This window comes from Bdellovibrio bacteriovorus (assembly GCF_048286975.1).
In the GTDB taxonomy this organism is placed as follows: Bacteria; Bdellovibrionota; Bdellovibrionia; order Bdellovibrionales; family Bdellovibrionaceae; genus Bdellovibrio; species Bdellovibrio bacteriovorus_H.
The window spans coordinates 1,454,226-1,473,621 of sequence record NZ_JBLVRT010000001.1; the positions used below are offsets into that span (position 1 = coordinate 1,454,226).

The 19,396-nt window shown below is 50.8% G+C and carries 19 protein-coding genes; 7 read left to right on the plus strand and 12 right to left on the minus strand.

All coding sequences use genetic code 11. The features are described from left to right. Window positions 1-18: 18 nt before the first annotated feature. Entirely contained in the window at window positions 19-891 is an 873-nt protein-coding gene (locus ACNQKP_RS07215) for a LysR family transcriptional regulator (protein ID WP_417863799.1), read from the minus strand. A gap of 161 nt (window positions 892-1,052) precedes the next feature. Here ACNQKP_RS07215 and ACNQKP_RS07220 point away from each other — a divergent pair, with 161 nt between their 5' ends. Further along, window positions 1,053-1,751, plus strand: coding sequence for a pirin family protein (locus ACNQKP_RS07220; RefSeq protein ID WP_417863801.1), 699 nt, complete (start codon window positions 1,053-1,055; stop codon window positions 1,749-1,751). A 63-nt stretch (window positions 1,752-1,814) separates the two neighbouring features. Here ACNQKP_RS07220 and ACNQKP_RS07225 read toward each other — a convergent pair whose 3' ends face one another. After that, entirely contained in the window at window positions 1,815-2,273 is a 459-nt protein-coding gene (locus ACNQKP_RS07225) for a copper chaperone PCu(A)C (protein ID WP_417863802.1), read from the minus strand. Next, a complete protein-coding gene (locus tag ACNQKP_RS07230; protein ID WP_417863803.1) occupies window positions 2,270-2,851 on the minus strand; it encodes an SCO family protein in 582 nt (193 codons plus the stop codon). Before ACNQKP_RS07230 ends, ACNQKP_RS07225 begins: the two co-directional genes overlap by 4 nt. A 318-nt stretch (window positions 2,852-3,169) precedes the next feature. Here ACNQKP_RS07230 and ACNQKP_RS07235 point away from each other — a divergent pair, with 318 nt between their 5' ends. Together ACNQKP_RS07235 and ACNQKP_RS07240 are read left to right on the plus strand one after the other, a co-directional pair. Beyond that, a complete protein-coding gene (locus ACNQKP_RS07235) occupies window positions 3,170-3,721 on the plus strand; it encodes a TMEM165/GDT1 family protein (protein ID WP_417863805.1) in 552 nt (183 codons plus the stop codon). Window positions 3,722-3,866: 145 nt separating this feature from the next. Then, entirely contained in the window at window positions 3,867-4,349 is a 483-nt protein-coding gene (locus ACNQKP_RS07240) for a hypothetical protein (RefSeq protein ID WP_417863807.1), read from the plus strand. Between the two features lie 70 nt (window positions 4,350-4,419). Here ACNQKP_RS07240 and hpt read toward each other — a convergent pair whose 3' ends face one another. The 3 genes from hpt to ACNQKP_RS07255 are packed head-to-tail and all read right to left on the minus strand — an operon-like array spanning window position 4,420 to window position 6,731. Further along, a complete protein-coding gene (gene hpt, locus ACNQKP_RS07245; protein ID WP_015092239.1) occupies window positions 4,420-4,950 on the minus strand; it encodes a hypoxanthine phosphoribosyltransferase in 531 nt (176 codons plus the stop codon). Window positions 4,951-4,967: 17 nt separating this feature from the next. Next, window positions 4,968-5,756, minus strand: coding sequence for a uracil phosphoribosyltransferase (locus tag ACNQKP_RS07250; protein ID WP_417863809.1), 789 nt, complete (start codon window positions 5,754-5,756; stop codon window positions 4,968-4,970). Window positions 5,757-5,774: 18 nt separating this feature from the next. Beyond that, window positions 5,775-6,731, minus strand: coding sequence for a hypothetical protein (locus ACNQKP_RS07255; protein ID WP_417863810.1), 957 nt, complete (start codon window positions 6,729-6,731; stop codon window positions 5,775-5,777). A gap of 197 nt (window positions 6,732-6,928) precedes the next feature. On the opposite strand from ACNQKP_RS07255, the gene rsmH reads away from it, so the two are divergent. Genes rsmH through ACNQKP_RS07270 form a run of 3 tightly spaced genes read left to right on the plus strand, consistent with a single transcriptional unit; the run spans window position 6,929 to window position 10,215 of the window. After that, window positions 6,929-7,915 (plus strand): 16S rRNA (cytosine(1402)-N(4))-methyltransferase RsmH, encoded by a 987-nt coding sequence (rsmH, locus tag ACNQKP_RS07260; protein WP_417863812.1) that lies wholly within the window; start codon window positions 6,929-6,931, stop codon window positions 7,913-7,915. Then, complete coding sequence (locus tag ACNQKP_RS07265) at window positions 7,896-8,231, plus strand: hypothetical protein (protein ID WP_011165571.1); 336 nt, start codon at window positions 7,896-7,898, stop codon at window positions 8,229-8,231. Before rsmH ends, ACNQKP_RS07265 begins: the two co-directional genes overlap by 20 nt. A gap of 1 nt (window position 8,232) precedes the next feature. After that, the gene (locus ACNQKP_RS07270; RefSeq protein WP_417863815.1) at window positions 8,233-10,215 is read left to right on the plus strand and encodes a penicillin-binding transpeptidase domain-containing protein; all 1,983 of its coding nucleotides are present in this window, start codon (window positions 8,233-8,235) and stop codon (window positions 10,213-10,215) included. 80 nt (window positions 10,216-10,295) lie between these two features. Here the strand turns inward: ACNQKP_RS07270 and ACNQKP_RS07275 are convergent, their stop codons facing one another. Then, window positions 10,296-11,150 (minus strand): penicillin-binding transpeptidase domain-containing protein, encoded by an 855-nt coding sequence (locus tag ACNQKP_RS07275; RefSeq protein WP_417863816.1) that lies wholly within the window; start codon window positions 11,148-11,150, stop codon window positions 10,296-10,298. Window positions 11,151-11,343: 193 nt separating this feature from the next. Here ACNQKP_RS07275 and ACNQKP_RS07280 point away from each other — a divergent pair, with 193 nt between their 5' ends. Continuing rightward, window positions 11,344-12,936 (plus strand): RecQ family ATP-dependent DNA helicase, encoded by a 1,593-nt coding sequence (locus tag ACNQKP_RS07280; protein WP_417863817.1) that lies wholly within the window; start codon window positions 11,344-11,346, stop codon window positions 12,934-12,936. 6 nt (window positions 12,937-12,942) lie between these two features. Here ACNQKP_RS07280 and ACNQKP_RS07285 read toward each other — a convergent pair whose 3' ends face one another. The 5 genes from ACNQKP_RS07285 to ACNQKP_RS07305 form a co-directional block, all read right to left on the minus strand. Then, window positions 12,943-13,698, minus strand: a complete 756-nt coding sequence (locus tag ACNQKP_RS07285) for a UDP-2,3-diacylglucosamine diphosphatase (protein ID WP_417863819.1) — start codon at window positions 13,696-13,698, stop codon at window positions 12,943-12,945. After that, a complete protein-coding gene (locus ACNQKP_RS07290; RefSeq protein WP_417863821.1) occupies window positions 13,695-14,141 on the minus strand; it encodes a Crp/Fnr family transcriptional regulator in 447 nt (148 codons plus the stop codon). Before ACNQKP_RS07290 ends, ACNQKP_RS07285 begins: the two co-directional genes overlap by 4 nt. A 122-nt stretch (window positions 14,142-14,263) precedes the next feature. Continuing rightward, window positions 14,264-16,006 carry a hypothetical protein gene (locus tag ACNQKP_RS07295; protein WP_417863823.1) on the minus strand — a complete coding sequence of 581 codons (1,743 nt, stop codon included), beginning with the start codon at window positions 16,004-16,006 and terminating at the stop codon, window positions 14,264-14,266. A gap of 51 nt (window positions 16,007-16,057) precedes the next feature. Next, window positions 16,058-18,607 (minus strand): LamG domain-containing protein, encoded by a 2,550-nt coding sequence (locus ACNQKP_RS07300; RefSeq protein ID WP_417863824.1) that lies wholly within the window; start codon window positions 18,605-18,607, stop codon window positions 16,058-16,060. Window positions 18,608-18,699: 92 nt separating this feature from the next. Beyond that, window positions 18,700-19,380, minus strand: coding sequence for an alpha/beta hydrolase (locus tag ACNQKP_RS07305; protein WP_417863826.1), 681 nt, complete (start codon window positions 19,378-19,380; stop codon window positions 18,700-18,702). Window positions 19,381-19,396 lie beyond the last annotated feature (16 nt).

Below are 19,396 nucleotides of genomic sequence, written 5' to 3' on the forward strand. Positions count from 1 at the left end.
CCTGTGTCGCTGAACATTCTATTTTAGCTTCTTGCCTTGTCCACGTGAAAAATAGTCCCAGAGGAATTTGCCGCACGGGCCAAGCTCCTTCGCGGAGTGTCGACCGATGCTGGCATGAAGCGGGATCGCTTTTTGCCCCAGTGTCACGAGGGATTTTTGCTTGATTTCCTCTTTAACTGCGAAATCTGGCATGCGTCCGTAACCCAAACCGCCCTCTAAGAAGGCCTTCTTCGTTTGCAGATCCTGAACGCTGATGGTGTTGGCGGGATTCACAACACCTCCCGAGCGATTGGAGCTTTTCACTGTGCTGGAAAGAACAATCTGAGGATATTTTTTCAGATCCTCGGTGGTGGCTTTTTTCAGCTTCGCCAGCGGATGCTTGGCGGCACACACCATCACCATGTTCACAGTGAAAAGCTCCTCAGTGATGAGAAGCCCTTTGTCGTTGAAAATTGTGCCTAAGGAAATGTCGGCATGATCCTCCAGCAGATGTTCATCGGCACTCAGAACATCGTGGATAATTTTGATCTCCGTCTGGGGGAAACGGGAGGAGAATTCCTTCAGCGCACTGACCAAGTTCGGGAGGGGCCACAGAGCGCTGACGGCCAGACGGATGATCGGTTCATGTCCTCTTTTCAATAATTCTGCAGTTTCCCCCAGCTCAGTGAACTGAAGGATCAGGTCGTCGGCTTTCTTTAAGAAAGCACGGCCCTGCGGGGTCAATGTCGGGCGGTACTGGTCGCGGCTGAAGATTTTAAAGCCCAGCTCACCTTCAAGGGTGCGCATGGCATAGCTGACCGCACTTTGCGCGCGATGCAGTTCCTGGGAAGCAGCCCGGAAGCTTCCCGATTTAACTATGGTTTGAAGTACTTGCAGTTGATCCAGTGTCATACCTCAAAAAGTATATCAAAAAATTAGATCATGTTAATCAAAAAATTATAATTTTTTTAGATCGTCTAGTTGTGTAATATTATTTACGAAGAAATGGAGTTCCTGCCCAAGCTAAAGCAGACAACAATCAACCAAGTCTCCGTTTCAAGTGGGAGGTCATTATGATGTATCAACGCAAATCCGAGGACAGAGGCTATGCAGAGTTCGGTGGCTGGCTGAAATCCATGCACACATTTTCTTTCGCCGACTACTACGATCCAAAGTTCATGGGTTACCGGGACTTGCGTGTGATCAATCAGGACTGGATTGCAAAATCCTCCGGTTTCCCAGCGCACCCGCACCGTGACATGGAGATCATCACCTATGTGCTGAAAGGCGCCGTGGAGCACAGAGACAGTCTGGGCAACGTCGGTCAGATCAAAGCCGGAGAAATTCAAACGATGCACGCCGGAACCGGTATGCGCCACAGCGAATACAATCCGTCCGAGACGGAGGACCTTCAGCTGTTCCAGATCTGGATCATGCCTGACGTGGTTGGAGCGACTCCGGGTTACACCCAGCAGTCCTTCACCCGTGAACAGAAACTGAATCAGTTCAAACTGATCGTTTCCAAAGACGGCCGCGAGGGCAGTCAGAAGATCAACCAGGATGCGGATCTGTATGCGTCGGTTTTTACCGAAGGGTATGAGCAGGAATTCGCTCTGCGTTCCAAACGGGGAGCCTGGCTGCAACTGGCCGACGGCGAACTGGAAGTGAACGGTCAAATTCTGAAATCAGGGGATGCCCTGGTGGTGGAAGAAGAAAACCTGAAGATCAAAGCCTTGAAGGAAACCGAATTCTTACTATTTGACCTGCGCTAGGTCTAAAAAACAAAAAAAGGCGGAGTGAATGCTCCGCCTTTTTTATTTAAATCACTGTTGGAACTAGTGATGGTGATGATGTTCGTCCTTCTTGGTCTCCACGCGGGGGATGACTTTGAATTCGAAGGATTCAATCTTGCCGTTTACTTTCAAGGATACTTTCAGTGTCTCGTCAGCTTTGACTTCGCGGGTTGGGTCAAACAGCATGATGTGGTTGCCGCCCGGTTTTAGTTCCGCGGATTTCTTCGCCGGGATGGTCAGCTTTTCCACTTTCTGCATGGACATGCGACCGTCTTTTTCCACGGTTTCGTGCATCTCAACTGCTTTGAACGGCTCGATCTTTTCAACCGTGACAGTCACTTCCTTGTCGGTCGTGTTCGTGATCACGCCATAACCTGCTGTTGCATTGGTGCCTTTGATCGGCGCAAAGATGCGGGCGTCTGAAATAGTGACGGTGGATTTCGCGGCAAACGCAACAGGGCTCAGTGCCACTGTCAAAGCTGCAAGTACGATGGCTTTCATAGGTTCTCCTTAATTTTGGTTGTAATTTCATCGGCAGAGCGCGGGCTTTGGATGCTGTCGACAACAATGCCTTTTTTATTCAAAACAAATACGCGGTCGGTGTGCGAGATCGAATAGCCCAGATAAGACTTCGGATCTTTTTCCACGATGTAGCTGGCGCCAAACGGTTTGATCGCGGCATCGATTTCAGCCGTGGTCCCTGTCAGGCCGATAAATTCCGGATTGAATTGGTGAGCGTAAACAGACACCGATTCTGCCGTGTCATTTTCTGCATCCACGCTGATAAAGATCAGCTGAACATTTTCACGTTCTTTGTCTGTCAGTTGTTTTAAGGCTTGCGCTGAATAGCTGAGCGCCATCGGGCACACATCCGGGCATTTCGCGTAACCAACATAAAGAAGATTCACCTTTTTCGCGTTTGCAGAAAACTGCCACGCCTTTCCGTTGTGGTTCAGTTCAAAGTCGCCCCCCAATGTCGGCGGACGCTGAGTGTACCAAAGTAGAAAAGCCAAAAGCCCCAAGGCCGTCAGAGCCGCGACAAGCGAGCGAATTAACTGTGTTTTTAGAGAAGTCTTCATCCCCCCAGTTATAGAGAATTCAGCCCGGTTCGCCAAGGTGTAGAATGTCAGACGCAACATCAAGTTGCGGGGGAGTTTTCTTTTGACTTTCATCTGCGGCCTTCGTAAGTTGGCCGAGTAGTTAGGGAGTAGTCGCAATCTTTCCCAAGATTTGATTTAAACCGACATACTGAGTGATGAACTCCGGTTTAAATGCCTAAGGACCCCAAAAGTCCTTCTGTTGACGAGACTGACACGAGTGTTTTTTTAACAAAGCACCGTGTGGTCTCGTTTTCTTTTTGAAGCAAGCCCCCACGGTCATAACCGTATCGAGGGCAAATGGAAGCAATCATCAATTCATTCTTACTGGTGGCCGCCACAGAAATGGGCGACAAAACTCAGCTATTGGCATTGGTTTTGGCATCGAAATTCAAAAAACCGTGGCACGTGATGGCCGGCATCTTTACCGCCACCGTTCTAAATCATGCTCTGGCCGCCTGGGCGGGCGAATGGATCGCGGCCACCGTTCCGGGGCAATGGCTGAACTGGGCTTTGGCGCTGACGTTCTTTGGTTTTGCTTTGTGGATTCTGATTCCAGACAAGGACGACTCCAATTCTGAAAATATGAAGTGGGGTGCTTTCTGGACAACGACTGTGTTGTTCTTCTTCGCAGAAATCGGCGACAAAACCCAGCTCAGCACGGTGGCCTTGGCGGCAAAATATCAAAACATCGTCCTGGTCACCCTGGGGACGACGGCGGGGATGATGTTTGCTGACGGATTGGCCGTGGCCTTTGGTGAAAAGCTGACTCAAAAAATCAAGATGAAGTGGATCAACTACGGGTCGTCGCTTTTGTACGTACTTTTCGGTGTCGGTATTCTGATGCGCTAAAAGCTTTGAAAAGGCCTGTGTGAAGTTTTGACAGGCAGCTTTTTCATGGTGGCTAAGTATATGAAATTAGAAGGCTCTTTAGGGTTTCTGAAGGGCCGTTTATTGCCTCTTTAAAGGGGCCTCAAGCACCCCTATACTGCGCCCTATGAAAAAGCACATCTTTGCCATTAGCGCCGTTATTCTGTTTTTTGGGACCGTGACTTTCGCTGCGACAGAAGTTTCCAAATCCACGAAAGAGGTCCTTGGGTTTTCCAATCTGTTGAACACAGATGCGACGTCTTGTGATTATTCCGTGGAAAAACAAAAAGACGGCAAAGGTGCCGTGGTTGTTTCTTTGCGTTCAGATAAAGAAACAGGGATTCAGGATTCCATCCGTATTGCTGCCGCTCAGTTACCATTGAAAGAAGGCGTGCTGGTGGCGCGTCCGGGACTAAGTATCACTTACCGTGATGGTGTGCTGACGAAGAAAGAGAAACTACCGGCGATGGGACCGGAAGGTCAGGACTACCAAGTGCTGATGCTGAAGGTGTCCCCGGATCTGAAGGATATTTCTTTGGGTTACGCCCTGGATTCAGTGAAGACGATCTTTAAAGAAAAAGTTCTGGCTGAAATGAACTGCAAGTTCTAATCAGCAGCAGATCCTGAAATAAAAAAAGGAGCCTTGTGGGCTCCTTTTTTTATTTCTGCAGTCGTCTTGCTTACTGGAAGTTCTGAACTTGCGCGATGTAAGGAAGATTTCTGTAGTAACCCTGATAATCCAAACCGTAACCAACAACGAATTCGTTGGCGATTTTGAAGCCCACGTGATCAATGTCACATTTCACTTTCAATGCATCCGGTTTTTCCAGCAATGCAACAGTCGTCAAAGATTTTGGCTTGCGGGACTGGATGGCGTTTTTCAGATAGTTCATGGTCAGACCTGTGTCCACGATGTCTTCCACCAGGATCACGTGGCAGTTTTCAACCGGACCAGCAAGGTCCAGAGTCACTTTCACTTCGCCAGAGGAAGAAGTGCCACCGTGGTAAGACGCCACGCCGAAGAATTCACAAGTGATGTCAGCTTCGATGTTACGAACCAAATCAGAGTAGAACATGAAAGAGCCCTTCAAAACGCAGATCGCAACGACCTTTTCGTTTTTGAATTTCTTGGAAAGGGTAGCCCCAATCTCTTTCACTTTTTGCTGGATCTGCTCTTCAGTAAGGTAAGGTTTCAAGGAAAGATTTGTCATGGTCGCCCTTTCTCCAACTACACGAAGGAGTTGTTCATGATTTCGCCGAAGCCGCCGCCGCCGGGAACGATGTATTGCTTTTCGTTCAGGCCGCGTTCTTGATCCCAAAATTGTCCGGGAGTTGCATCTAAAACTGCCTGAGGGGACAGTCCCCGGTCAAGTCTTAAGGCATAGATTACGACCTCTGGGTGTGCAGCCAGTACATTCTTCAAATACTCGGGCGTCACAATCAGGTTAAGGGCTATAAACTTGCGGGCCGGACCTTCAATATGGGTCTTGTAGTGGTCGATGGCGGTCACCATGGTGTTGCCCGTGGCCCCCATGGGGTCTGGGAAGATCACATGGGCATCTTTGACATCGCCCCCGATCTTAATGCCGCCGAACTCGGCTCCGGTCACAGCGTCTTTGCTGTTTGTCACCCGGGCCGCAAAGATATGGTCCTGACGAACGTTTTTTCCGGGTAAAGAAAAGTGCAGGAAGTTGTAACAGATGTGGCTGGGATAGGTTCCGGCGCGGGCCAGGTTCACGCTGACGGCTTTCTGCCCCGGGTTGATGCGAAGGCCAGACAGCTTTTTATCCGGGTGCATGGCGGTCATGCGGGTTTCTTGTTCGAACTTTTCCATCGCAAATTCATTGTTGATCGTGATGGAAATCATGTGGGTGTAAAGCACTTCCACGATGCGGTTGATTTCAGGCTGATAAGTGTCGGGGTGGCAGAGTTTGGCTAAAAGACCGTTAAGGAAAGGGCTGTCAATGATGTGTACCTGAGGACCATAGTGGTGACTCAGTTCCTGTTGAAATGCCATGCTGCTGCCTTTGGTGAATCAGTTGCCTTTTTCGAACTCAACAAAGATCACAAAGTCGCTCTCGCCGGAACGAAACTGGGGGGAGCGCAGGATCTTGTAGATTTCAAAGTTCATCAGCTGGTCTTCTTCCGGGCCCATGTTGGACATCGGAGGCATCACGCCAGACATGAAAAAACCAGTCTCGCCGCCGATTTCAAAGATCGCCGGGAAAGACTTGCGCTGAAGTTCAAACCCGCCCCCCGGAGCCGGCTCGCGCCAGTTTCTCTGGATTTCCAAGTTGCCGCGCAGGTTGTTGTTATCAAAGTCATTCAGTTCAAAGAACGTGGTCAGGCCGATTTCGATGGCTGGATTTCTGCGGTCCTTCAAGGTGTAAGACCATTGCAAAGTTCTGGAGGCCGTCAAGGGACGGTCTTCCTTGTGCAGGATCTTGATGTCAGGGCGGTTCATCACGTTTTTCTCAAAGTCCGGCAGGATGCCAGCTGAGTACTCGTTGAAATTCATAAACTGCCCGGTGGATCGGCTGGCACCAAAGATGGCGTTCAGGCGTCCGCGGGAAACTTCAGTGTAATAGACAATCAGGTGGGCTCCGGCTTTGGCAACGGCGCGGCTCGTACGATCGGTCAGTTCCGGTGCAGCCGCGGCAGCCACGGTCGTCGCTGCGGCAGGGGGCGGTTCTACTTTGTAAGCATCTATGGTCCCGTCAGCAGCTTCGGAAGACTGAGTCGATTCTTGGGTGTCTTGATTGGCAAAGTTGGCGCTGTCTTCTGTCGGGGGCACGTCAACAGGACCGCCGGCGGAATTGATTTGCACCGTTGATTTCAGATAGCTCACCCGGCGTTCCAGGTTTTGCTGGCCTTTTTTGTAAAGAGTGATGCCGACACCGCCGGCAATGACAACCACCAAAGACAATTGAATTAACGGATTTCCAAAAAAACGTTTCCAGGCTGGAGGAGTCGCCGGCTTAAAGCTCTCCATATCAACGCCACACTGCGCGCAGTATTTGTCTTTAGGTTGTTGAAAACCACAGCGGGGGCAGTTGATAAGCATCGAAATCCTTTTCAATACGAAGAAGCCTTAAAAACAGGTTAAGGCAAAGCGACTTGACGCTCAATAGAATAATTCATACCTTGAATCATCTAATAGCCCGAAAACTATAGTGAAAGCGCGGCCCCATGAAGAAGTACAAACCCAAATCAGGTGAAAGAATTGAACGTCAGGAAGAAGTGATCCCGCCAAAGGTCGAGCTTCCGTTTGAATTTTCCCCTGAACACTATCCGGTTTTACTGCAGGAAGTGCTGGGCGCGTTCTATCCGCTGCGTGAAAAGAAAGAGCTGCATTACTTCGACGGGACTTTTGGCCGGGGTGGTCACTATATGGCGATGAAGTATGCGTACCCCCAGATGAAAGCCACGGTCATGGACCAAGATCTGACTGCGATTGCCTATGCGCAAAGCCGTTTCCAGACTGAAGTCGAGAAGGGCCAGTTAAACGTAATCCATGGTAATTTCACGCAGTTTTCAGAACACAATCTAAATAACTTTGATATGATGCTCTTAGATCTAGGTGTGAGTTCTCCGCAATTGGACCAGGGAGAACGAGGCTTTAGTTTTTATAACGACGGCCCCCTGGATATGAGAATGAACCAGCAGCAGGGACTGACAGCTGAGGTGCTTATTAATACGGCTTCTGAGGATGAGCTCATTCGAATCTTCAAGGAATACGGCGAGGTCTATCGCCCTTCCCGAGTCGTACGTGCGATCGTCAATGACCGCAAAACAAAAGCATTCCAGACAACAGGCGCCCTGGCAGGGCTGATTGAACGCGTGGATGGATGGCAGGTTAAAGGCCATCACCCGGCCACGAAGTATTTCATGGCTTTGCGACTGGCGGTGAATTCTGAACTGGAAGTGGTGGCAGAGGCGATTCCGAAAATGATTCGCGCGCTGAATCCCGGCGGGCGACTGGCGGTGATCTCTTTCCACTCTCTGGAAGATCGTATCGTAAAAAATATTTTCCGTGAGTCCGAGGATCTGGGCCGCACGGTGACTAAGAAAGTAATTGTTCCCACTCAGGAAGAGTGTGACAGAAATTCTCGCTCACGCTCTGCGAAGCTGAGAATATTCGAGAGGAGTGCTCAGGATGAGCTCACAAAACTTTAAGCAGCTTAAACCTTTCTTCAGTATTCTTATTGTCATCTTTACTTTGTTTTCAATTGTGTTCCTGCAGATGGAAGAACGCCGTATGGGATACAGCGTTCTGAAACTGACCCGCGAACACAAAAAAGTCTGGGAAGAAAAACGCACCAAGGAAATCTCTTTGGCAAAAATCACGCGTCCTCAGCTTTTGGATTCCGTGGCTCAGCAAAAATTCACTCTTAAAAAGGTTCAGGCCAATCAGATCATTCATCTGACCGGCCCGCTGGCTTCTGAGATGAACACTGTGGCTGAAAAAGGCATCGCAAAAAAGGATCTGTAAGTTGAAATCACGTATTGTTGTCATCTTCGTCGGAATTCTGGTGTTGTGGTCCGCTTTGGCGATGCGCGCAGCCTATCTTCAATTTCTTCCCAACGACCGTTTGAATGCTTTGCAGAACCGTCAGTTCCAAACCAAGGTTTCTTTGCCCGCGCGCCGTGGGGCGATTGTTGACAGCAATGGCCGTGACCTTGCCATGTCGGCGGCGGCTTATTCACTGTATGCCGATCCGAAACTTTTGGAAAACCGCAAACAAGTGGCGAAGAAGCTGGCGAAAGTTCTGAATCAGTCTCCTGAATCCGTTTACGCAAAGATCAAAGACGGCAACCGCCGCTTCGTGTGGATTCAGCGCATGCTGGAACAGGATAAAGCCGACGAAATCAAATCCTGGGACATCCGTGGTCTTTCTTTTGTTGAGGAATGGCGCCGCGTTTATCCGAATGAAACTTTGCTGGCTCAAACCCTGGGTTTCCTTGGCAGCGAAGGGCAGGGACTTGAAGGTCTGGAGCTTGGTTACAATCAGGCGTTGATGGGGAACAAGAAAAAAGTCATGGTGAAGCGTGATGCCCGTGGGCGTCCATTGATCAACGACGGTTTGATGTTCATCGAAAATCCGGAAGGAACTGAGCTGAAACTGACTGTGGATTCCGATTTGCAGTACCGTCTTGAAAGTGAACTTGCCAATGCGGTTTCCCAGTTTGAAGCCGACCACGCGGTGGGTGTGATTCTGGATGCGAAGACTTCCAAAATTCTGGCATTGGCATCTGCGCCTACATTTGATGTGAACAAAGCTGCCAAGGCCCCGTCAGAGTATCGCCGTAATAAAATCGTAACCGATGCATTTGAGCCCGGGTCCACGATGAAAGCTTTTGTGATCGCCGCAGCTTTGCGTGACGGCCTGATTCAGCCCAACACCAAGTTCTATTGTGAAAAAGGCAGCTTCAGAGTCGGCGACCGCATCATCAAAGAAGCCGAAACCAGAGAGAAGTTCGAGGACCTGACTGTTTCTGAGATCCTGGCAGTGTCTTCCAACGTCGGTACCACCAAGATCGCTTTCAAAATGGGTCAGGAGCGTTTGCGCCAGGGCCTGCTTGATTTCGGATTCGGCCAGCGCCTGGGTGTGGATCTGCCGGGTGAAGCCCGCGGCATGGTGCAGGGTCTTCCTTGGAGACAGCACTTGCTTTCCAATATCTCCTTCGGCCACGGGATTTCCACGACACCTTTGCAAATTGCCAATGCATTTGCGGCGATTGCCAACGGTGGTGTTTTGAATACACCGTACATTGTCCAAAGCATGCGTGATGCTGAAACAGGCGAGTTGGTTGAAGTTCAGCCAAAACCCATCCGCCGCATTCTGTCCCCTGAACAAGCTGCTCAAATGCGCGCGATGCTTTTGGGTGTGACCACCAAGGGCGGCACGGGCGGCAACGCCCGCGTAGATGGTTTCATGGTGGCCGGTAAAACAGGGACTGCTCAAAAAGTAAATCCGAACGGACGTGGGTACCTTCGTGGAGCTTATATCTCTAGCTTCGGTGGTTTCATTCCAGCCAATGATCCAAAATTTGTGATCTATGTGGCGGTGGATTCTCCGCGCAAATCTTATTATGCGGCAACGGTCGCTGCTCCGGTGTTCTCAAGAATCGCATCTTATGCGGTTCGTAAAGAAGGCATTGCTCCTTTGCAGCTGGCTGAAGAATCCACGGTGAATCCAAAAGTCCGCCGAGTGGCTTCCGAACCCAAAGTGGTGAAGAAAGCCGAAGCTCCAAGAGCGCTTCTGACTGCGACCGAACTGGATAAAGTGACCAACATTGAAACGGGCGATACCGTTCCAAATCTGATGAACCTGACGACCCGCGAAGTTCTTCGCAAAGTCAGCGGTCAGGATTTGAAAGTGAAGTTCGTAGGGCAAGGCACGGTCAGCGAAGTCTTCCCAACCGCCGGCTCCCAAGTCCCTGAAAGCAAAGAAATCACCGTCATCATGAAATAACCAAAAGGTACCTGCTTACTTTTGCAGAAGCATTGCGCCAGATGCGCCGCTTCGGAAAAAGTAAGCAGGTACCTTTTTTCTTACCAGAGGTTTTCCTCTTTTAGCAGATTGATGGTCAGTTGTTTGGCGAGGCGGCTGCCGAATTCGGCGTTTTCCACGTCCACGGTGTCGATGTAGTTTGTTGCAAAAACATACTGGCGATCAGGTGTTTTGATGAATCCCACGAACCAGCCGATGCGGCGTTTTTGAGCTTCATCCGTATAGCCCGATCCGGTTTTTCCGCTGAAGTCATAACCCTTCGGGGTCTTTTCCAGGAACATGATTTTCTTGGTCAGTTCCTGCGAGCGTTTGGTCGCCGGCAATTTATCGTACAAAAGTTTTTTCAGGAAGTCGGTTTGTTCAAATCCTGAAATGCGCAGAGAGAAGCCTTTTTCATCCGGGGTGAAAGAGGCCGGAGTCAGCCACGCGGTTTTGATTCCGCCGGAAATATCCTGATTGCCGTAATCAAACTTGCGCAGATACGTTTGCAGCTTTTGAAAGCCCATCTTGCCGGTCAAGACCTGGGAATACCACACGGTGGAATTTTTCATCCACGAAGCGGCCGTCTGATCTTTGTTCCACTCGGGGATGGAGTGCTTTTTGCCGTTCCATTTGAATTTCGTGCTTTCATTTTTCAGAATGCCGGAATCAAAGCCCATCACCGCCAAGGGAACCTTGAAAGTCGAACACGCCGGACGCTGCACCTGACAGTTTTCCTCATTAATGGATTTCTGAATCTGGCCGGTTTGGGCATCAATCAGCAAAAAACAGACGGCCTTGTCCGGGTAAGGATCCGCTGCGACTGGCGCGGCTTCCTTGGCTGGAGCCTCTTTCGGGGCAGGGGAGGAACAACCCAGCAGCAGGGCAGGAATTGTTAGAAATGAGAATGCCTTCATAAAAACTCCTTCGGATTTATAGGTTCGCATAAATTGCGGGGCAGGTCTTGCAAAATTTTTCCGACTGGAATTCGGAAACGCCCGGGAACTTCCGAAGGATTCAGGGCACTTAGGGCCTCGCCTTGTTCTTGCTGCCTGTTTGCGCGGCAGCACAAGAAGCCGTGCAATCTTGTTGAAATCAAGGGGTGTTTGAATGAAAGTGTCGTTTATGGAAATCGCCGCCAGTCCGCAGGAAAACCAGCTCAAAAAATACTTCAATCTTTCCGGTTTCCGTCGCGGGCAAAAAGAGATCATCGATTCGGTGATGGGTGGCCGTGATGTTCTGGCCGTTCTACCGACGGGTGGTGGAAAATCCCTGTGCTATCAGTATCCGGCGGTTGCCACACAAAAGCTTGTCATCGTTATTTCCCCACTGATTGCTTTGATGAAGGATCAGGTGGCTTCTTTGCGCCGTTATGGTATTCCGGCAGGCGCCCTGCACTCCGGACAAAGTGATGACGACAAACGTGAGGTCTTCGCCGAGATCAACAAGGGCGGCGCTTTCGTGTTGTATCTTTCCCCGGAGCGCGCTCAGAAAGAGGGCTTCCATCGCTGGGTGCAAAACCGTCAGGTCGGCCTTTTTGCGATTGATGAAGCTCACTGCGTGTCCCAGTGGGGGCACGATTTCCGTGAAGAATATGCGCAGCTGAATGTTTTGAAAAAGCTGTGCCCGGATGTTCCCGTGCTGGCACTGACCGCGTCGGCGACACCGACCGTCTTGGATGATATTTCCAAGCATCTGAAGCTGCAAAAGCCCGAGCGCATGGTTCACGGATTCTACCGTTCCAACCTGTACTATCAGGTGGAGCTGTGTGAAGACGAAGACGTAAAGCTTCTTTTGCTGCTTCAAAGTATCAAACAAACCCCTGAAGGGCGCATCATCGTTTACTGTGGGACTCGCAAGGTCACTGAAAGTATTGCGGCTTTCCTGCAAAAGAAGTTCGGTAAAACTGTGGGCTACTATCATGCCGGTCTGACTTCCGAAACTCGCACCAGCACCCAGGAAGCTTACGCCAAAGGGGAGCTGCGCATTCTGGTGGCGACCAATGCCTTCGGTATGGGTATCGATCAGCCGGATGTGCGTCTGGTGGTGCATTTCCAGATTCCTGCCAATATCGATGCTCTTTATCAGGAAATGGGACGTGCGGGCCGTGACGGCGAGCATTCGACCTGTCTGACTTTGTATTCCAAGAAAGACAAAGGTCTTCAGTCCTTCTTCATTCACAGCTCGGAAGCACCGGATGAAATCAAAGACGCGCGCTGGAGAAATCTGGACGCCCTAGTGAACTATTCCGAAGGGGGAGAGTGTCGTCACGCCGAGATTCTTACTTACTACAAAGACTCCCAGCGCATCGAGCGCTGTGGGCATTGTGACAGTTGTGATCCGAAATCAAGTCGTCGTATCCAGAAGTCTGTGACTCCGCTGGCGAAGATGGATCAGGTTGTCACCAAACTGAAAAAGGCCTCCAGCAAATCCAAAAAAATCACCAACACCGACGATATCGTGCTGGATGAGATTCAGGAAAAACGCATGGAGCTTCTGAAGCGCTGGAGACGTGAAAAGGCGAAAGAGCTGGATGTGCCAGCCTTCGTGGTCTTCGGTGATTTGACCCTGCGCCAACTGGCGGTGAAAAACCCACGCACTCTTGATGAGATGAAAAACATCTATGGCATCGGGGATTCCAAGCTGGAAAAGTTCGGATGGGATATTCTGGCGGAACTCGGTGATCCCACACGCCGCCTTTAGTGGCGGCTAAAGCCCCTTATCAGCTTCAAACTGAGTCAGAACCACATCCTGGCTTGTAATGCCGATATAGGTCGGCGAAATCATCCAGGAACCGCTGTTGAAATACCTTCCTTGGGGCAGATCAATGGTGCCGGGATGGTGAGTGTGACCAAAGATGATGGCATCAAAGCCGCGGGAACAGATTTCTTCGGCCGCGATCACAAAGTCCGGATGTTCTCCGGGCAGGCACGGGACTTCGCTGCTTCCGCGGAAGCGACGGCGCAGGCGGGACTTTATTTCTTCAAACTTAATCCAGGCTTTGTAAATTCGTGGGCTGACCATCAGGGCAAAGCCACCCAGCCAGGTCAAAAATTCGTACAGATCCGGGCGCTTTACAAAGAAGGGGTCATACAGGTGCCCGTGTTCGATGCGGATGCGCTGTTTGCCACACCGAACGTTTAAAAATGGCGCCAGAGTCAAAGGACCCCAGTCTTCCAGAAAGTTTTCCAGAACGATGTCATGATTGCCGACGACGTAAAATACGCGGTTGCCGGCTTTGGTGATGGCTTTTACCGCCCGAAAAACTTCGGGTACGTCTTCGGCCATTTTACGAAAAGACACCTGGGCAATCTCAAGTCCGTCGCCATTGATGCAGACATCGTACTTGTTTTCCGCTGCCCAATACAGAAACTCAATCAGGGATTTTTTGGCTTCGGAAAAGGGATTCCCCAGATGCAGATCAGAAATAACCACCATCTTTTCTGTGGTGACATCAATAATCATAAAGAGGATTCCGTGATTTCTTGCAGAGCATTTTTTGAAAACTGTTCTGCCGCCATCAGCGTGATCAGCTTTTCATTGGTCTGACGGATGCGACCACTTAGCTGTTTCATCAGCTCAAAAGCAAATGTCGGATCACGACGGATTTTCAGCAAGAAACTTCCCGGATCAAACATCAGCAGGGTCGTTTCACCCACGGCCTGCGCAGACGCAGATCTTGGCAGGGATTCCAGCAATGACATTTCGCCCACCATGCTGCCGCGGTCGATGCGACTGAGGATCATCGTTTGGCCTTCGACTCTTTTAAAGACTTCGACGGCGCCTTTTTGCACGATGTACATTTCGCGACTGAGATCCCCTTCGCGGAAAAGGATTTCGCCGTCGGCCAGCTTGATAACCTGCTGGTCGATAAATTTTTTGCCCTTGGAAGCCTTTGAATTGAACATAGGGTCATAGATTATCAAGGATTTTTGGCCATTCCACCGAGCAAGAATCGGTCTGGTCGTAGGTACCGCATGAGGGTGCAGACAGTGGGGCCGCAATGGGCCCTTCGTCTGTGAAAAGAAACTTAGATTGGTTTGGGGTGGCCGTCCACACGCAGCTGGAACAGGAAGTAGGGTGGAATACAGACGCCTTTTCCCGACTGGGTCTTGTTACAGATGTAATCGGCACGGCAGGATGTCTTGTCGTCACAAGCTTGCAGTCCCGCCGGACGGGTGTTTTGTGCCAGGCATTCTCCGAACGGACGATTGCGTGCCAGACAGTCATTGAATCCTTGAAGAATCGCGATCGCTCCGCACGCTTCACCCGGTCTCAGATTTTCGCAACCGCCTGAACACATGCCGCCCGGGAATCCCACCTTCGTGGTTTGGCAAATATGATGGCCAGCGCACGCCCTGCGAGCAGAGGCTGTCATTTGGTCTTTATGTGAGTGGGCCGTTTGAGTGACTGTTCCGGGCTCACAAGGATTGCCCGCCATCGGCTGTTCCGGCAGACATTCGCCGATCTCTTTAGAAGTTTCAGGATTCACCACGGCGACACACTTCAAACCCGCAGCACAAGTCCAAGCCTGGTATTCCGAACCCGGCAGGCCACAGTGGGCGTTCATCGCACCCGGAGTTTTTGGGTCACGTTCCGAGAACGGGCGGGAGCTGTCAGGTGTTTTCCCGTGGAAGATATTCTGGAAGTAAACCTGACGGCGCTTTTGTTCCTGCATCATGTGCGGGGACTGGGAGGAAAAAATAGAATTCGCAAAGATTGTGGATTGCGGATCTTTCCCCAGAAAGTGGAAGCCTGCAATCGTGCGGCCTTGGTGACAGCCCGCACAGGAAAGATCATTCAGGCGGCGACGAAACGAGGAAGGGCCATAAATGTTTTCCAGATCGGACAGCTTTAGATTTTTAAAGTCTTCTTTTTTGAATATCTGATCAAACGGACGGTTGGCCAGACGGTTCATTCCATGCAAAGCAAATGAAGAGCTTTTGTTGGTCAGAAACTTTTCCGGAATATTCAAGGTTCCAGCGTCCAGAGCTTTGATGTTTTCAGCTGTAGAAATCCAAGTCAGCAGTTCTGTGCGCAACGCTGAATCGTTTTGCAGGCGGGCGACATCGGGCGTATTTTCCATCGGCGAAGGAACCAATGTCTTATTTTTCAATTTGTATACGCGCAGGAAGTATTCTGCATGCCCACCCATGTCGCCACGAATGGTCGATGGCCAGCGCACGGCCTGAAGATTCGCTTCCAGTGATTTTAGGTTCGCCAGCGTCACCCAGCTTTTTAGAGGAGGTTTCTGTTGGGAAGACCACTGCTTTGCAATCGCTTGGCAGTTGGAGGAGGCTGGCAGCTTAAATACGGCATTGATGGTCATCGGCAGGCGGGATTGAATCAAAGTTTGATTCTGAGTCTTTGCATAAGACAGACGATAGATCAAACGGACCTCGCCACAGGTGCCGGGATTAAAAACGGCGCGATCCATGCGATTGACGACGCCCACCAGTTCAAATCGGGCGGACGGAGTCTTCAGCCAGCGAATATCAAACAGACGGTGGACATAGTTCATGCCGACACCCAGTTTGGAATCCTGGGTCTTGAGGGCTTCCAGATCTTTTTCCAAATCTGCAACCAGAGAATTGTAAGCGGGATGTTCTAGCAGTTTTTTATTGTCAGCGCCGGGGGCGGAAAACAACACTGCACCCAGATTGAAATCGCCCTCGTCCAGATTCTGAACTTCGGCAGGCTCCTCCAGTACCAGACGGTGAGCAGAGGCAACACAGGCGGACAACAGCATGGCCATGAGAATAAATTTCTTCATGGCTTTATATTGACTCATGCCTTTCTTTTGTCACGTTGCAATTGGGAAGGATCAGTCGCAGGTCACGCCGTAGCGGTCTTTCTGCGCAAGGCAGTGGGCTTTCAAGGCACTGTCTGCCAGGGATTTCTGGTAAACGCGCAACACTCCCAGCTTTCCATTAAAGCGGCGCCGGCCATCGACGTCAAAAGGAATACCGACAAAGGCATCGGACATCCCGCCAATAACATCGCCATCGCTTTGAACCACGTTGTTGGAGTCCTGCTTGATATTCACAACTTTCGAGCTTTCAAGCGCGCCGTTGACGTAACTTTTTAATGTTGATGTGGCTTTATCAAAGCTGACGGCAACATGATACCACTGGTTGGCATTCAGGCTGATTCCGCCATGGACGGTGTCGGTCGAACCATAGTTGTTGACGTAAAAGGCGTCGACGGTATTGTCTTTTCCAATGCGTAATCCCAGGCCATGGGAAAGTTTGTTGCCGTTGTCGTACAACGCTTTTTCAAAGATGGTTTTAAACAAGTCGTGGCGCACGTCATTCGGAGCATAGTTATTGTCCACACCCAAAGCAGATCCGGGTTGCAACCAGGCTTCGATGGTCCACGCCGGCCCCAGAGTTGAAAGCTCTGCTTGTGAGGTCACCTGAATATAGTCATCAACACCATCAAACTGCATGTGAGCCGTCGCTGCGGTTGGTGTAACAAAACCCGAAGAGGCGTTGCCATCAAAACCACCCAGAGTTTTCGCCAATGCTTTCGGGGCGAGATCAAACCAACCCAGCCAGCCGGGCGCACTTGCTGATGGTGCCATTCCGCGATCGGCATTGGCAGCATCCCAGTGCAAAACCAGATCGCTGGATGTGATGGCGCCAACCTTCACCGGACGATAGCGTTCAGCTGTTGCAGTGAAGTCATGAAAGATTTCTGTTGGCGTGGACTGGGTGTAGCCGGCAATTTCAGACATCTGACCTGCGAACGGGAAGAAGGTTTGAACCCGAGGCGCCAACCGCAAAGGTGACGCAAAGTTATAAGTGGCCGGCAGATTCTGGCTGCACACTTCGCGGCCGCTGACGAAAGTCTTCAGCTTGCCGGCGGTCACCTGGGTCGTTACGAACATCCATCCGCTGTTGGCTGCATTCGGGTCATCACACACGACTTCCGAGCCTCCGTCAGTATAGCTGCTGGAGATCACACCGATCCAATGGCGACTTTGCAAAGTGCCGTTGGAGTGATTGGCCAGTACGGCCGTTTTACTGTCTGTGTTGTCACGTTTAAACCAGTATGACAGGCGCAGTTCTTGAGTCGTTCCAAGACCGGCAACACTCAACGGCAAGCCCTGATCATCATGAAGAGCATCAAAGTGCAGGGCGTTTTTCAAGGACACCCCGTCATTGCGCCAAGGGGTGGCTTCACTTAAGCCCGACAGATCAATCAAGTCCGCCGTGGTCAAGGCTGGCCAGTTCACCGTCTTGTTGTTATCGGCACTGGCGGGTGCCCGGGTGGTCAGGATGTTTGTGGCATCCAGAGTTTTGCTGATGGAAAATTCGGGATCGAACAAGAACAGTTGCGAGTTGCTGGTCCAATCGGGACGTACCTGCACCTGGAAGGCTTTGCTGCCAAAGCCCCCGCGTTTTTCAGAAGCTTCAAAGTTAAAGATCCAGGTTCCGATCTGATCCAGTGACGGCACCCAGGAAAACACACCATCACTGCCGATGGTTCCGACAGAAAGACAGTCGGTGTTGGCAAGACCGGTGACTTCGCCGGTGATTTTCTTATAGTTGCAGGACCAGAATAGATCGCCGGTCTGGGCAGAGTTTGTGACCGTGGTGTTTAATGTGGAAACGGATTGTGGCGATCGAGACTCTAGCGTGTTGGAAGTTAGCAGCGGCAGTACTTCCGAAGCCACTGTACCGCTGTCCAGTCGTTTCAGTTGCACAGAATAGATTTTAACTTCGGCATCTTCAGAGTAAAACCCCAAAGCTCCTTTGCCAGTGTAAAGGGCGGCAGGGAAGGTTCCGTCAGTGTAAGAATAAAAAAGCCGGTCGTCGCGATAGACGCTGAACGAGGTCCCCTTGCGCACAAATTTAAACTTGTGTCGGCCGCCGACAGAGGTTTTGCTGGCGCTGTCGGTGCCTAAAAACTTCTGCCCCAGTTCGCCGTGCGCCAGTCCCAGTTCGGACCCGGTGGATGGTTTGGAGATATAGTAGTTCGTGGTTTTGTCAGTGATGTTGCCTTTGTAGCCAAAGAAAAGCCAGAAAACTTCCCAATCATTCGCGGCGGTGTTCTGGCGCAGTTGCTGGCTGGTGGCCAGATCCACCGTCAGTTCGAAATCCTGTACGGGAGTGTCGACAGTTTCTTTGATAAACACCAGGGCTGCGTGAGTCTGATTGGCGGCCGTTGCAGGCTTTGGCGCCAGAGTGATTTCGCTGGATCCAAAAGTGACCGAGCCTTCGCCATCATAGGCAACGACATAGTTCGTGGCATCCAGGGAAATAACCTTGGTGGGTGGTGTTTTAGTGGGACTGTCGGAGGAGCCCAGAATGGCGGTAATGCCGCCACAGCCGGTAAGAATGAGAGATGCCAGTACGATCAGAATGCTCATGCTCTCTCTAACGGAGCTTTCTGTAGGGGGCTGAAGCAGAAAGCCCGAGTTGCAAGAAACTGAAATGTTTCCGTCTCAACCCGGGACAGTCCTTATGGAATAGTGCTCAGATATTCCCCGATTTGGGTGATGACCGGCATTGGAATTTCGTGACCGCCCCGGAACCCTTGCAGGGAGCCTTTCATGCCGTTTTGGGTTAACAGGGTCTCAAGCTTTTGTGCCTGTTTGTAGCCCAGAACCGCATCGTTGATGCCATGGCTTTGATAGAATCGCTGGCCCGCACGATTGGGAACGTACTGCTTCCATTCGTCCTGATGAACCAGTGTTCCGGACATGATCACAAGACCCTTCGGAGTCTCCGGTGCACGCAGATAGATTTCTGTGGCCAGCATCGCGCCCTGGCTGAATCCGCCCAGTACGATTTTGTTCCATGGAACTTTCATCTGACGGATCATTTCCATGGCCAGGTCATAGGCTTTGCTCATACCTTTAGGGGTGTCGTTGCTGAAGTCGCGGTGTTCGCCGCGCTCTTGAGCACGCTGGATTTCCATCATGTCAATTGTCCACCAGGCGCGTCCCATCCAGGCCGGGCCGATGGGCACTTCCAGATTTCCATTTGGAAATAACCAGTTGTATGTCTTCTTTGTGGGGATGATTTCCCCCAGTGAAAACAGATCGTTGGCATCAGCACCGTAGCCGTGGAAGAAGATGACCCATGGCGCATCGTCGTTATGATTTATTTCTTGGCAATGTAGTTTTCCGAGTTGTCTCATATCTGAGACCTAAGTT